11 protein-coding genes are annotated in these 13,632 nt (G+C 73.7%); 5 read left to right on the plus strand and 6 right to left on the minus strand.

Going from position 1 to position 13,632, the window contains the following annotated elements:
- Window positions 1–6 precede the first annotated feature (6 nt).
- From ATL41_RS06325 to surE, 3 genes are all read left to right on the plus strand, one after another.
- On the plus strand, window positions 7–444 hold the full coding sequence (locus tag ATL41_RS06325; protein WP_098457719.1) for a DUF779 domain-containing protein: 438 nt from the start codon (window positions 7–9) through the stop codon (window positions 442–444).
- Between the two features lie 8 nt (window positions 445–452).
- Complete coding sequence (locus tag ATL41_RS06330; RefSeq protein WP_098457720.1) at window positions 453–1,403, plus strand: PfkB family carbohydrate kinase; 951 nt, start codon at window positions 453–455, stop codon at window positions 1,401–1,403.
- A gap of 66 nt (window positions 1,404–1,469) precedes the next feature.
- Complete coding sequence (gene surE / locus ATL41_RS06335; protein WP_098457721.1) at window positions 1,470–2,330, plus strand: 5'/3'-nucleotidase SurE; 861 nt, start codon at window positions 1,470–1,472, stop codon at window positions 2,328–2,330.
- A gap of 114 nt (window positions 2,331–2,444) precedes the next feature.
- On the opposite strand, the gene trpS is transcribed toward surE, so the two are convergent.
- The 4 genes from trpS to gcvT form a co-directional block, all read right to left on the minus strand.
- Window positions 2,445–3,512 carry a tryptophan--tRNA ligase gene (gene trpS, locus ATL41_RS06340; RefSeq protein ID WP_098457722.1) on the minus strand — a complete coding sequence of 356 codons (1,068 nt, stop codon included), beginning with the start codon at window positions 3,510–3,512 and terminating at the stop codon, window positions 2,445–2,447.
- 161 nt (window positions 3,513–3,673) lie between these two features.
- Window positions 3,674–6,556, minus strand: a complete 2,883-nt coding sequence (gene gcvP, locus ATL41_RS06345; protein WP_098457723.1) for an aminomethyl-transferring glycine dehydrogenase — start codon at window positions 6,554–6,556, stop codon at window positions 3,674–3,676.
- A gap of 13 nt (window positions 6,557–6,569) precedes the next feature.
- Window positions 6,570–6,950, minus strand: coding sequence for a glycine cleavage system protein GcvH (gcvH, locus tag ATL41_RS06350; protein ID WP_219810408.1), 381 nt, complete (start codon window positions 6,948–6,950; stop codon window positions 6,570–6,572).
- Entirely contained in the window at window positions 6,947–8,053 is a 1,107-nt protein-coding gene (gcvT, locus tag ATL41_RS06355) for a glycine cleavage system aminomethyltransferase GcvT (RefSeq protein ID WP_098457725.1), read from the minus strand. The genes gcvH and gcvT overlap by 4 nt, the downstream gene beginning before the upstream one ends.
- Before the next feature lie 168 nt (window positions 8,054–8,221).
- Between gcvT and ATL41_RS06360 the strand changes: the two genes are divergently transcribed.
- Together ATL41_RS06360 and ATL41_RS06365 are read left to right on the plus strand one after the other, a co-directional pair.
- Window positions 8,222–9,910, plus strand: coding sequence for a bifunctional 3'-5' exonuclease/DNA polymerase (locus ATL41_RS06360; protein WP_245854664.1), 1,689 nt, complete (start codon window positions 8,222–8,224; stop codon window positions 9,908–9,910).
- Window positions 9,911–9,969: 59 nt separating this feature from the next.
- Window positions 9,970–11,364: a hypothetical protein gene (locus ATL41_RS06365; protein ID WP_098457726.1), complete on the plus strand. Its 1,395-nt coding sequence runs from the start codon at window positions 9,970–9,972 to the stop codon at window positions 11,362–11,364.
- Window positions 11,365–11,391: 27 nt separating this feature from the next.
- On the opposite strand, the gene ATL41_RS06370 is transcribed toward ATL41_RS06365, so the two are convergent.
- Window positions 11,392–12,075: a FadR/GntR family transcriptional regulator gene (locus ATL41_RS06370; RefSeq protein ID WP_098457727.1), complete on the minus strand. Its 684-nt coding sequence runs from the start codon at window positions 12,073–12,075 to the stop codon at window positions 11,392–11,394.
- A 94-nt stretch (window positions 12,076–12,169) separates the two neighbouring features.
- Window positions 12,170–13,555: an enolase C-terminal domain-like protein gene (locus ATL41_RS06375; protein WP_098457728.1), complete on the minus strand. Its 1,386-nt coding sequence runs from the start codon at window positions 13,553–13,555 to the stop codon at window positions 12,170–12,172.
- Between the last annotated feature and the right edge of the window lie 77 nt (window positions 13,556–13,632).

Raw genomic sequence — 13,632 nt, forward strand, 5'->3', positions numbered from 1 at the left:
CCCGCCATGCCGATCGACGCGCAGGTCGTCATCCCCGGGGAGACGCGGTCGCGGGTCGCCCTCACCGACGAGGCGCTCGCCCTCCTGCGGATGCTCTGGGACAAGCACGGACCGCTGATGTTCCACCAGTCGGGAGGCTGCTGCGACGGCAGCTCGCCCATGTGCTACCCGGCGGGCGACTTCCTGACGTCGGACGCTGACGTCCTCCTCGGCACCTTCGACATCGCCGAGGAGGGCGCGGCGCGGCAGGCCGTCGACTTCTGGATGTCTGCCGAGCAGTTCGAGTACTGGAGCCACACCCACCTCACGGTCGACGCCGTCCCCGGGCGCGGCGCCGGGTTCTCCGTCGAGGCGCCCGAGGGCAAGCGGTTCCTCATCAGGTCCCGCCTCATGGACGTGACGGCTGCGGCTCCCGACGTGCGAGGCGCGCCTGGCCAGACCTAGTCTCAGTCATGGAGACCAGCCGCCCGGACGACGCCGCCCCTCGTCTTTGCGTCCTCGCAGCGGAACCGCTGCTCACCGTGACGATCGAGGCGAGCGGGCACGAGGTCGACGTCCCCGACGTGCACGTGCACGCGGGCGGCCAAGGCTTGTGGATCTCGCGCATGGCGGCGTCGCTCGGCGCGACGGTGACCGTGTGCGGGCCTTTCGGCGGGGAGACGGGCTCGGTCCTCGCTCACCTCGCCAAGCAGGAGAGCTTCGACGTGCGCACCACCACGAGCCCCTCGAACGGCGCCTACGTCCACGACCGGCGTGACGGCGAGCGCCGCGAGATCGCCCGCATGCCGTCCCCGCTGCTCGACCGCCACTGCCTCGACGACCTGTACGGCACGGTCCTCGTCGCCTCGCTCGACGCTGACGTGTGCGTCCTCACCGGGACCGAGGAGAGCAGCAACGTCCCGCCGTCGTTCTTCGGGCGGCTCGCCCACGACCTGCGCGCGGCGGGTCGGATCGTCGTCGCCGACCTGTCCCGCGGGCAGGCGAAGGCCGTCATGGACGTCGAGGGTGTCGTCCTCAAGATCAGCCACGAAGAGATGGTCGAGGGCGGCTTCGCTGACGATGACACCCTGGATTCCCTGCGCTCCGCCGCCGAGGACCTCATCGCGGGCGGGCTGGGCGGCGTCGTGCTGTCCCGGGCTCACGACCCCGCCCTCGTCGTCACCGCGAAGACCGTCGCGACCGTGACCACGCCGCCGATCACGACCGTCGACCATCGCGGTGCCGGCGACTCGATGACCGCCGGGATCGCCGTCGGGCTCGGCCGCGGGGAGACCCTCGCGTCGGCCGCTCGGCTCGGCGCGGCCGCAGGCGCGCTCAACGTCACCCGCCGTGGGCTCGGCACAGGCCGCCGCGAGCAGATCGAGCGGTACGCCCAGCAGGTGCGGGTCGACCTGCTCGACTGACCCGCCCGGGTGCGGCGTGCCCGCGAGCGCGGCAGGGTGGAAGGACGACGACGCGAGGAGGCTGGCGTGCGCGCCCTCATCACGAACGACGACGGGATCGACTCCCCGGGCCTGACCGTGCTCGCGGAGCGCGCGGCCGCCGAGGGGTACGAGGTCGTCGTCGCCGCGCCGCGCCGCGAGTCGTCAGGCGCGAGCGCGGCCCTCATGGGCACGGAGGACGACGGCCGCCTCATCGTCGAGCGCCGCTCCCCTCCGGGACTGTCCGACGACGTCCCCTCCTTCGGCGTCCGCGCCACCCCCGCGCTCATCACGCTCGTCGCCGCCCACGGCGGCTTCGGCCCGCCACCCGACCTCGTGCTGTCCGGCATCAACCGCGGCGCCAACACGGGGCACGCGACGCTGCACTCCGGCACGGTCGGCGCTGCCCTGTCCGCGTCGACGCACGGGATGCTCGCGATGGCGGTGTCGCTCAACTCGTCCGACCCGACGCACTGGGGCACGGCGGGCTACGTCGTCGAGCACGCGCTGCGCTGGCTCCTCGAGAACCCCGACCCGACGCGGGTCCTCAACGTCAACGTGCCCGACCGCCCGGTCGACCAGGTGCTCGGCATCCGCCAGGCGCCGCTCGCGAGCTTCGGCATGGTGCACGCCCGCATCAAGGAGGCTGCCCACGGCCACCTCACGCTCACCTACACGGGCACCGACATGTCGAAGGAGCCGCAGAGCGACGCGGGTCTCGTCGCGCGCGGCTGGGCGACGCTCTCGCTGTTGCGGGCCCCGGTCGCGGACGACGACGTCGAGCTGTTCCGCATCGAGCACGAAGGTGCGCGGGTGCGCCGGCCGGGCCCCCGCGGCGAGCGCGTCGACACGATCGACGCGGGAGTCATGACCGGCCAGGACCTGCCCGTCGACCGCGGCGAGGGCTGACCGCGACCGGCCAGGAAGGTCCTGCGTAGGACCGCGACCACGCCACGACAGCCGAGACGACCACCAGGGCCTCGTCCGGGCCCCGGCGGTCGACAGGTCGAGCGGTCGCGCAGGTCAGTAGGTCGTGCCCATGAGACGGCGGACGTCGGCGAGGGTCGCGTCGGCGAGCTCGTTCGCGCGCTCGTTGCCACGGGCGAGCATCTCGAGCACGTCGTCGCCGTGCGCCGCGAGCTCGGCGCGGCGTTCGCGGATCGGGCGCAGGTACTCGACGAGCGCCTCGGTGACCTCGCGCTTGAGCGTGCCCGCGCCGCCGTCGCCGATGCGCGCGGCCGCGACCTCAGGTGCCTCGCCCGTCGTGAGGGACAGCAGCCCGAGCAGGTTCGCGACCTCCGGGCGGCCCTCCGGGTCGTACGTGATCGTGCGCTCGGCGTCGGTCTTCGCGCGCTTGACCCACTTCGCGGTCTCGTCAGCGGTCGCCGAGAGCATGAGCGTGTTGCCGCGCGACTTGCTCATCTTCGTGCCGTCGGTCCCGAGGATCGTCGGCGTCGGCGCGAGCAGCGCCTCGGGCTCGCGGAAGTACTGCTCGCCGCCAGCGAAGCGCTGGTTGAAGCGGCGCGCGATCGTGCGCGTCATCTCGAGGTGCGGCAGCTGGTCCTGGCCGACGGGGACGAGGTTGCCGTGGCAGAACAGGATGTCCGCAGCCTGGTGCACGGGGTACGTGAGCATGAGGCCGCTCATCGCGCGCCCGCCCGTCGCGGCCGTCTCAGCCTTGACCGTGGGGTTCCGCTCGAGCTCGGAGACCGACACGAGCGACAGGAACGGCAGCATGAGCTGGTTGAGCGCGGGCACCGCGGAGTGCGTGAAGATCGTCGTCTTCTCGGGGTCGATGCCGCTCGCGAGGTAGTCGAGCATGATCTCACGGACCGTCCCGCGCAGGTCGCCCATGACGTCGCGGTCGGTGATGACCTGGTAGTCCGCGAGGATCAGGATCGTCTCGACGCCCGCCGTCTGGAGGCGCACGCGGTTGGCGATCGTCCCGAAGTAGTGGCCGATGTGCAGCGACCCGGTAGGACGCTCACCCGTGAGCACGCGGAACTGCGAGGGGTCCTTGGCGATCTGCTCCTCGACCTGGGCGCTGCGCGCGCGTGCGGCCTCGAGGGTCGAGATGGGTGCTTCACTCATGTGCGGGCTCCTGGGATCGGGCGCCGCCCCCGCGGCCGAGGCGCGGACCCGGCTGCGGCGAGCAGCTCGGGGACACGGACGGTCACGGCTGCGTAGGCAGCCACCACCATGCGTGCGTCTTCATGCGTCCCAGGCTACCGCGTCCGCCGCAGGACCCGGGCTCACGCGAACGCCTCCGGCGGCGGGCACGCGCACACGAGGTTCCGGTCGCCGTACGCCTGGTCGACGCGGCGCACGGGCGGCCAGTACTTGCGGCCCCGCTGCCCCAGCGCGGGGAAGACGGCGACGTCGCGCGGGTACGGGTGCGTCCAGTCGGTGACGACGCTCGAGGCGGTGTGCGGCGCGTTCACGAGCGGGTTGTCGTCGGAGGGCCAGCGCCCCTCGGCGACGGCATCAGCCTCGGCACGGATCGCGATCATCGCGTCGACGAAGCGGTCGAGCTCGGCGAGGTCCTCGCTCTCGGTCGGCTCCACCATGAGCGTGCCCGCCACCGGGAACGACACGGTCGGGGCGTGGAAGCCGTAGTCGATGAGCCGCTTCGCGACGTCGTCGACCGTGATGCCCGTCGCGGCCCGCAGGGGCCGCAGGTCGAGGATGCACTCGTGCGCGACGAGACCTCCCTCGCCCGTGTAGAGCACGGGGTAGTGGTCGCGCAGCCGCGCGGCGAGGTAGTTCGCGCCGAGCACCGCTGACACGGTCGCGTGCCGCAGCCCGTCGAGGCCCATCATCCGCAGGTAGGCCCACGTGATCGGCAGGACGAGCGGGCTGCCGAGCGGCGCGGCGGACACGATGCGGCGGTGCGCCGGCCCGCCGTCGTCCGTCGGCGCGGCGCCCGCGAGCGCGTCCGCACGCGGGTCGAACGGGTGGCCAGGGAGGAACGGGGCGAGGTGCTCGCGCACCGCGACGGGCCCGACGCCGGGGCCGCCCCCGCCGTGCGGGATGCAGAAGGTCTTGTGCAGGTTGAGGTGCGAGACGTCGCCCAGGTCGCCGAGCCGGACGTGGCCGAGCAGCGCGTTGAGGTTCGCGCCGTCGACGTACACCTGCCCACCCGCGGCGTGCACGAGGTCGCGGACCTCGGCGATCGTGTCCTCGTAGACGCCGTGCGTCGACGGGTAGGTGACCATGATCGCGGCGAGGTCGTCGGCGTGCTCCGCGACCTTGGCGCGCAGGTCGTCGAGGTCGATGGAGCCGGTCTCGTCGCACGCGACGACGACGACGCGCAGCCCCGCGAGGACGGCGCTCGCGGCGTTCGTGCCGTGGGCGGACGACGGGATGAGGCACACGGTGCGCCCCGCGTCGCCGCGGGAGCGGTGGAACTCGCGCACCGCGAGCAGCCCGGCGAGCTCGCCCTGGCTGCCCGCGTTGGGCTGCAGGCTCACGGCGGCGTAGCCGGTCAGGTCGGCGAGCCAGCGCTCGAGGTCGGCGACGAGGGCGAGCGTCCCGGCGGCGTCCTGCGGCGGAGCGAACGGGTGCAGGTCGCCGAACGCGGGCCACGTCACGGGAGTCATCTCGATCGCCGAGTTGAGCTTCATCGTGCAGGAGCCGAGCGGGATCATGCCGCGGTCGAGCGCGTAGTCCTTGTCCTCGAGCGTGCGCATGTACCGCACCAGGCTCGTCTCGGAGCGGTGCGTGCGGAAGACGGGGTGGGTGAGGAAGTCGCTCGTGCGGCGCAGGGCGTCGGGGATGCCGACGTCGGGCGTCCCGTCCGCCGCGGGCGCGGCGCCGTGGGCGGTGAGGATCTCGGCGAGGAGGTCGACCTCGGCGTCGGTCGTCGTCTCGTCGAGCGTGACCTGGAGGGTGTCGTCGTCGACGAGCCACAGCAGGAGGTCGCGCTCGGCGGCCGCGGCGCCGGCCGCGGCCGCACGGCCGGGCAGGCGCACGGCGAGCGTGTCGAAGACGGAGCGGTGCACCACGGCGTCGCCGAGGGCGCGCGCGAGCCGCACCGTGCGGTCGTGGACGGCGCACGCGATGCGGGCGAGCCCGTCGGGGCCGTGGTAGACGGCGTACATCGACGCGACGACCGCGAGGAGGACCTGCGCGGTGCAGATGTTGCTCGTCGCCTTCTCGCGGCGGATGTGCTGCTCGCGGGTCTGGAGGCTGAGGCGGTAGGCAGGGTCGCCGTCGGCGTCCTTCGAGACGCCGACGAGGCGGCCGGGGAGCTGCCGCTCGAGGCCGGCGCGCACGGACATGTACCCGGCGTGCGGACCGCCGTAGCCGAGCGGCACGCCGAAGCGCTGGGTCGTGCCGACGGCGACGTCGGCACCGAGCTCTCCGGGCGCGCGCACGATCGTGAGCGCGAGCAGGTCCGCGGCGACGACGACGAGACCGCCGCGCGCGTGCACGGCGTCGGCGACGGCGGACGGGTCCCACAGCCGGCCCGACGCGCCGGGCTGCTGCACGAGCACGCCGAACGCGGGCGGCAGGTCCTCGGGGACGGTGTCGGCGAGCGGGAGCTCGACGACCTCGATACCGACGGCCTCCGCGCGGTGCGCGAGCAGCGCGCGCGTCTGCGGCAGGGCGTCGGCGTCGACGAGGAAGACGTCGGTCGGCTCGGACGGGCGCGCGGCGCGGCGGGCGAGGAGCATGCCCTCGACGACGGCGGTGCCCTCGTCGAGCATCGACGCGTTCGCCGTCGCGAGGCCGGTCAGGTCGGCGACCATCGTCTGGAAGTTGAGCAGCGCCTCGAGTCGGCCCTGCGAGATCTCCGGCTGGTAGGGCGTGTACGCGGTGTACCAGCCGGGCGCCTCGAGGATGCCGCGGCGGATCGCCGCGGGCGTGATCGTGCCGTGGTACCCCATGCCGAGGAAGGACCGGCGGACGCGGTTCGCGCCCGCGAGCGCGGCCAGCTCGGCGAGGGTCTCGCGCTCGTCGACCGGCGCGGGCAGGACGGACGCGAGCGGGTCGGCGTCGGCGTGCAGGACGGCGGCCGGGACGGCACGCTCGACGAGCGCGTCGAGCGACGCGAGCCCGGGGTCGACGGCGGCGAGCATGCTGCGCTGGTCCGTCGCGTCGGTCCCGACGTGACGGTCGACGAAACCTGTCATCGCGGGCGCCGCCTCAGGCGCCGACGAGCGACGCGTACGCGGCGGCGTCGAGCAGCGTGTCGATCGTCGCCGGGTCGTCGGGCGCGACGACGTAGAGCCAGGCAGTGTACGGGTCGGCGTTGACGAGCGCCGGGTCGTCGACGACCGCGGTGTTGACCTCGACGATCTCGCCGTCGATCGGGGCGAACAGCTCGGAAACAGACTTGGTCGACTCGATCTCCCCCGCCACGTGACCGGCGACGACCCGCGTGCCCGGCTCAGGCAGCTCGACGAAGACGATGTCGCCGAGCTCGGTCGCGGCGTGCGCCGTGACCCCCACGCGCACCTGCCCGTCGACGACGGCGACCCACTCGTGCTCGGCCGTGTACCTCAGGTCTGCGGGGATGGTCATCAGGATTCCTTCCGGGAGTAGAACGGGAGCGTGCTGACGGTGACGGGGACGCGCGTGCCGCGCACGTCTGCCTCGAGCGGGAGACCCGGGTCGGTGAGAGCCGGGTCGACGAACGCGAGCGCGACGGGGTGGCCGAGCGTCGGCGAGAGCGCACCGGACGTGACCTCGCCGACGATCGTGTCGCCGTCGAGCAGGGGGGTGCCTGCGCGCGGGGCGCGGCGCCCCTCGCCGACGAGGCCGACGAGCTGGCGGGCGCCGGCCGGCGGGCCTGTGAGGACCGCCTCGCGGCCGACGAACTCGCCCTTGCGGGCGACCGGGACCGACCGGGAGAGGCCGACCTGCGCGGGGTGCACCGTCGCGGTGAGCTCGTTGCCGTAGAGCGGCATGCCCGCCTCGAGGCGAAGGGTGTCGCGTGCGGCGAGCCCGGCCGGCACTGCCCCCAGGTCGGCGCCTGCCGCGAGCACGGCGTCCCACAGCGCGGGGGCCGCCGACGCCTCGAGGTAGAGCTCGAAGCCGTCCTCACCTGTGTACCCCGTCCGCGCGACGAGGCCGTCAGACCCGGCGAACCGCATGGGCAGCGCGCGGTAGTAGCGCAGCGTGTCGAGGCCGTCGACCTCGAGGTCCGCGGTCCGCTCGAGGATCTCGCGCGAGCGCGGGCCCTGGACGGCGACGAGCGCGAGCTCGTCGGTGACGTCGTCGACCTCGCAGTCCGCGCCGTGGCACCGCGCCCTGAGCTCCTCGCGGACGAGCTCGCGGTTGGCCGCGTTCGCGACGACGAGGAAGCGGTCGGGCGCCGTGCGGTAGACGATCAGGTCGTCGAGGATCCCGCCGTCCGGGGCGAGCAGCAGGCTGTACCGCGCCTGCCCGTCGACGAGCGGGGAGAACAGCCCTGCGAGCGCGTGGTCCATCGCCGCCGCGGCGTGCGGGCCCGTCACGAGGATCTCCGCCATGTGGCTGAGGTCGAACACTCCTGCTGCCTCGCGCACCGCCTTGTGCTCCGCGAGCTCCGACGTGAACCGCAGCGGCATCCGCCAGCCTGCGAAGTCGGTGAAGCGGGCGCCGGCTGCCTCCAGCCGGTCGTCGAGAGGGCTCAGGACCAGGCTCATCGCGCTCCTCCGCGCCGCTGCCGTACGGGCCCCGCGCGGGTTGGGGACCCGCAGGTGACAGGACGATCCGGGACGCAGCGCACCTCTCCGGCGAGCGTAGCAAAGGGGTGTTTCGGGCACGTTGCACCCGTGGGCGCCGTCGGGCGCGCGACGCGGGAGGATGAGGGCGTGCACATCGTGGTCGAGCAGGCGGGGACGCCCGACGGCGCCCCGGTCGTCCTGACGACGGTGACCGCCGACGGCGAGGTCGTCGCGCGGCGGGACGTCGCCGCTCGCGACCTGCCCGACGTCGTGCGCACGGAAGCCGCGGACGTGCGGTGGACGTGGACGGACACGTCGCTCGTCCTGCCTCCCCTGCTCGCCGCAGGCGTCCACGTCGCGCGCAGCCACGACCTGCGCCTGTGCCACCGCATCCTGCGCGAAGCGCTCGTGACGGCGTCGAGCAGGCTCGCGCACCGGCCGCGCGACGGGTGGGACGAGCCTGCGCCGCTCGCGCCGCCCGCGCGTCAGGACGCGCTCTTCGACGCGGCCGACCTCGGACCCGCCGTCGCACCGCTCGACCCGGTCGCCGAGCTGCGCGACCAGCTCGACGCCGTCGACTCCGCAGGCGACCGCGCGGGACGGCTGCGGCTGCTGCTCGCGGCGGAGTCCGCGGGCGCCCTCGCCGCCGCCGAGATGACGTACGCGGGGCTGCCCTGGCGGCCCGACGTCCACGACGCCCTCCTCGCCGACCTGCTCGGCCCGCGCCCGCCCGAGGGCTTCCGCCCCGCCCGGCTCGAGGCGCTCGCCGAGGTGCTGCGCCGCGAGCTCGACGACCCGTCGCTCAACCCTGACTCCCCCGTCGACGTGCTGCGCTCCCTGCGCCGTGCGGGCCTGCCCGCGACCTCGACGCGCTCGTGGGAGCTGAAGCAGATCGACCACCCCGCGGTCGCGCCGCTGCTCGAGTACAAGAAGCTCGCGCGGCTGTGGACCGCGAACGGGTGGCACTGGCTCGACTCGTGGGTCCGCGACGGCCGGTTCCGTCCCGTCTACGTCGTCGGCGGGGTCGTCACGGGGCGGTGGGCGTCCGACGGTGGCGGCGCCCTGCAGCTCCCCCGCCAGGTGCGCGACGCGGTGCGACCCGACCCGGGCTGGCGGTTCGTCGTCGCCGACGCCGCACAGCTCGAGCCGCGCATCCTCGCCGCCGTGTCCGGCGACGAGGCGATGGCCGTCGCCGGGCGCGCCGCCGACATGTACGAGGGGATCGTCGCGACGGGCGCCGTCGAGACCCGCACGCACGCGAAGTACGGGATGCTCGGCGCGATGTACGGCGGGACGCAGGGCGTGTCCGGGCAGGTGCTGCCTCAGCTGCGTCGCGCGTTCCCGGCGGCGATCGGGCTCGTCGAGCGCGCCGCCGAGGTCGGCGAGCGCGGCGGCCAGGTCACGACCTGGCTCGGCCGCACGTCCCCGCGGCCCGACGGCGCAGGCGCGGCGCCGCTCCGGGAGGGCGAGGAGCGCGAGCGTCCCGCCGACGCGGGCTCCGAGGCCGCGCGGGCCCGCGCGTTCGGACGCTTCACGCGCAACTTCGTCGTGCAGGGCACCGCGGCCGAGTGGGCGCTGTGCTGGCTCGCGCTGCTGCGCGAGCGCCTGCACGCCCTGCGGCCGGGCGCGCCGCTCGTCGAGCGGCCGCACCTCGTGTTCTTCCTGCACGACGAGGTCATCGTGCACGCACCCGCGGAGCTGGCCGACGACGTCGCGCACGCCCTGCGCGAGTGCGCCGCCGAGGCGGGGCGCCTGCTCTTCCCCGCGTCGCCCGACGACGTCGAGTTCGCGCTCTCGGTCGCCGTCGTCGACTCGTACGCCGACGCGAAGGACTGAGCGCTCGGGGCGGGGCACTGTTATCTTCCTCGGGACCGCACCGATCCTGGGAGCCTCGCATGCACGCCCGTCGCCTCGTTCGCCCTGTCGGCGGGTTCGCCGCCCTCGCTCTCGTGCTCGCCGCCTGCACGTCGTCGGCCACCCCCGAGCCCGAGGTGACGTCGACACCTGGTGCCCCCGTCGAGATCGACCTGAGCGGGCAGTTCCCGGACGCGATCGCCGAGGGTGTCGTCACGCCGCTGAGCCTCGACGTCGACGCCGGCACGGGCACCGTCCAGGAGGACGGCACGGTCCTCGTCACCGGCACGAGCGACGGCGAGACCGACGACTCGATCGGCCTCCTCGACCTGGCGACGGGCGACGTGGACTGGCTCGTCGAGGAGAAGCTGCCCGACAGCGCGACGATCATCGCCGGCCAGCTCACCCCTGACGTCCTCACCTGGTCCGTCGAGGTCGAGGCCGACGACGCGGACGAGCTCACGAGCACCCTCGAGGACCTGGGCGGCTACGTGTTCGCGCTCGACCGCGAGAGCGGGGAGCGCACCGTCCTCGCCGACGCCTCGGGCGACGGGGGCACACCGCCCGGCACGTACACGCCTGCCGTCGCCGTCCAGGAGGGCGTCGCGTACTGGGAGGGTCTCGGCGACGACGAGCTGCCGACGATCTACTCCCGCCCGCTCGACGGCTCGGGCAAGCCGACCGTCGTCGCGACCGACGCCTGGGGCGTCGCGATCGACCGTTGCATCTCCGACAAGCCGTCGTTCTACACGTTCGTCGAGGACGACGTGACGCTCAACGTCCTCGAGGCCGACGGCACGGTCGGCGCGCCCGTCGCGACACCGGCTCCCACCGCGGAGGGGCGCATCGTCGAGCTCCAGTGCGGCACCGCCTTCGTCCAGAGCCCCTACTCGGACGACGGCGGCGTCGGCCCCGACGACCTCGACCTCGGCGACGAGGAGCTCGGTGAGCAGGGCTTCGGTGAGGAGGGCTTCGAGGACGAGGCCTTCGGCGAGGACGACGAGATCGTTCTCGAGGACGGTGACGTCGTGCTCGACGAGGGGGACATCGTCCTGGACGACGAGCCGGCCGAGGGTGAGGGCGCCGCCGACGGCGAGAACCTCGCGACCGAGGGCGACGTCGCGACCGGTGACGGTTCGGGGGACCTCATCGAGCTCGTGGACGGCGAGACCGTCGTGCGCTTCCGCACGAACGGCGTCGGCACCATCTCTGCCGTCGCGCTCGACGAGACGTGGCTCGCGATCGGTGTCGCGCTCGACGACGACGACACCGAGTCCCGCCAGCTGCTGTTCCACCGTGCGTCGGGCAAGGTCTTCGAGCTCCCGAAGACGACCATGACGATGATCGACCTGCACAGCGGCTACGTCACGTTCGGCTCCGAGCCGTCCGACGAGAGCGACGCGATCACGCTCGTCGGGAAGCTCACCGCTCCCTGACGGTCGGGCCGTCGGGCCCGGGCCTGCTCAGGGCAGCGAGCGTTCGACCTCGAGCAGGTGCGCCTGCATGAGCGTTCGCGCCTCGTCCTGACGGCCGTCCTCGATCGCCGCGAGGATCTGGCTGTGCCACTCGTGCGCGCGGGCATCCGCGTCGGGCAGCGTCGTCGCACGCCACCTGCGGTGCGACGTCGTGCGGCCCGCGAGGGCGTCGACGAGCGCGGCGAGCACGGGGTTGCCGGCCCAGCCGGCGAGAGCGGCGTGGAAGGCGACGTCGGCCTCGAGGAACGCCTCGTGCCCCTCGTCCTGCGGGTCGCCGAGCGCCGCAGCGGCACGGTCGAGGGCCGCGCGGGCGGCCTCCCGGTGCGTCGCGTCGTCCGGACGGCGCGCGGCGGCTGCGGCCGCCTCGGCCTCGAGCATGCGGCGCACGGCGTGCGTGTGCCGCGCCTGGCCGGAGCCCTGCAGCTCGACGAGCAGCCCGACCGGGCGCAGCAGGAGGCTCGGCGCGAGGCTCGTGACGTACGTGCCGTCCCCCTGCCGGGACTCGAGGATGCCGAGCACCGCGAGCGCGCGCACACCCTCGCGGAGCGACCCGCGCGACACCTCGAGACGCTCAGCGAGCTCCGCCTCGACGGGGAGGCGGTCGCCGGGGGCGAGCTCGCCGTCGAGGATCATCTGCGTGACGGCGTCGACGACGCGATCGGTGCGGGACATGGGGCGAGTATCCACGCTGGGGCTCCTCGGTGGGCCCGGCGGCGCGCGGCAAGGGGCGCACGCCGCCGGGGGTCGGTGACGGTCGGTCGGCTGGTCAGTCGGCCAGACGCTCGGCGACCGTCGCGGCCGCCGTGCCGGCCGCGACCGCGGCACGGGCCGCGTCCTCGTGCCGCTCGCGCCAGTAGGCGCCGTCCGGGAACCGGTAGTCCGCGATGGACCCGGGGAACATCTCGGTCGAGTAGCCAGGCTTGCTCGGTAGGCGGTAGCGGGCGTCGCGCACGACGACCGGGTCGGTGAAGTGCTCGTGCAGGTGGTCGACGAACTCGGTCACGCGGCCCTCCATCGAGCCGGAGATCGCGACGTAGTCGAGCATCGACGCGTGCTGGACCATCTCGCACAGCCCGACGCCGCCCGCGTGCGGGCACACGGGCTTGCCGAACTTCGCCGCGAGCAGCATGACGGCGACGATCTCGTTCATCGAGGCGAGGCGGCCGGCGTCGAGCTGGACGAAGTCGATCGCGTCGGCCTGGAAGAGCTGCTTGAACATGACGCGGTTGTGGCAGTGCTCGCCCGTCGCGACCCCGACCGGCGCGACGCCGCGCTTGACGGCGGCGTGCCCGAGGATGTCGTCGGGGCTCGTGGGCTCCTCGATCCAGAGCAGGTCGAAGTCCTTCATCGCGTTCACCCAGTCGATCGCCTCCTCGACGTCCCACACCTGGTTGGCGTCGATCATGAGGGCGCGGTCGGGGCCGATCACCTCGCGGGCGATGCGGGCGCGCCGGATGTCGTGCTCGAGGTCGAGGCCGCACTTGAGCTTGATGTGCTGGTAGCCCTCGGCGACGGCCTCCTCGCACAGGCGGCGCATCTTCTCGTCGGAGTAGCCGAGCCAGCCGGCCGACGTCGTGTAGCAGGGGTAGCCGACCTCCTCGAGGTGGGCGATGCGCTCGGCCTTGCCTGCTTCCTGGGCGCGCAGGAGGGCGATCGCCTCGTCGCGGGTGAGCGCGTCGGACAGGTAGCGCAGGTCGGCGATGTCGACGAGCTCCTCGGGTGTCATGTCGGCGAGCAGGCGCCAGACGGGCTTGCCGGCGAGGCGCCCGGCGAGGTCCCAGACGGCGTTCATGACGGCGGAGAGCGACAGGTGGACGACGCCCTTCTCGGGGCCGAGCCAGCGCATCTGCGCGTCGGAGGTCAGGTAGCGGTAGGTGCCGCCGAGGTCGGCAGCGATCTCGGCGACGTCGCGCCCGACGAGGTGCTGGGCCTGCTGGCGGGCGGCTGCGGCGACGATGTCGTTGCCACGACCGGTGGTGAACGTGAGGCCGTGGCCCGCGAGGGGCGCGCCTGACGCGTCGACGCCGTCGGTGCGCAGGACGACGTAGGCGGCGGAGTAGTCGCCGTCCTTGTTCATGGCGTCCGAGCCGTCTGCGGTGAGCGAGGTCGGGAAGCGCACGTCCTCGATCTCGATGCTGGTGATGCGTGCCATGGGAGGCCTCTCGTCGTTGAGGGGGCGGTGTGGGCAACACGCTAGCAGTCATCTGATGAATTTGGCTAGAGGCTCCG

Source organism: Flavimobilis soli (assembly GCF_002564025.1).
GTDB classification, from domain to species: Bacteria; Actinomycetota; Actinomycetes; order Actinomycetales; family Cellulomonadaceae; genus Flavimobilis; species Flavimobilis soli.